This is a genomic window from Vibrio sp. 2132-1, assembly GCF_033344315.1.
In genome coordinates this window covers 1-523 of sequence record NZ_JAWPON010000840.1, presented here as the reverse complement: position 1 = coordinate 523, position 523 = coordinate 1, and the positions used below count along the sequence as shown (strand labels likewise).

The 523-nt window shown below is 42.6% G+C and carries 1 protein-coding gene; it reads left to right on the top strand.

Annotated elements, in window-relative coordinates; genetic code table 11:
- The coding region (gene yfbV / locus R8N47_RS28310; RefSeq protein ID WP_318186497.1) for a terminus macrodomain insulation protein YfbV at positions 1-207 on the top strand (207 nt) is incomplete at its 5' end.
- Between the last annotated feature and the right edge of the window lie 316 nt (positions 208-523).

The following is a 523-nucleotide window of genomic DNA, read 5'->3' as shown; positions in this document are numbered from 1 at the left end:
CAAGGTATCTGGTGGCTCGGTGCTCGCTCAAACACCAAACTACCGCCATCATTGGCTTCTTGGTATCGCGAACTTCATCAAAAAATCGTGGAAACAGGCTTTGCCTTAGAGCCAGTTAAAGCGCGACCTAGTTATAAAGAGCTCGCAATAATTTTGAATCGTGCTTTCCGCCAGCTTGATAAGTCCTCACTAGAGCGCTGGTTCTAACTCATTTAGCGTTCAACAATTTTTAAATGGAGTGTGCGATTGCCACTCCATTTTTTGTTTTGTCTATATCCTCATCGCGCAGTATGCGCAGTATGCGCAGTTGGGGCTAAGCCTTTAGCCCGCAACCATCCTCTAGCTACGTTTGAGTGCATTACATTGTTGCGTAATAGAATGCGATCTTGCGATCACAAATGTTGCCGTAGTGTTAAATGTTTCTTTTCTTTACTAAGACTTAGTAGTAATAATAAAAATAAGATGCACAAGAAGTGCACAGATACGCAAACACAACATCACGCCTTCTCACATTTGATCTCAT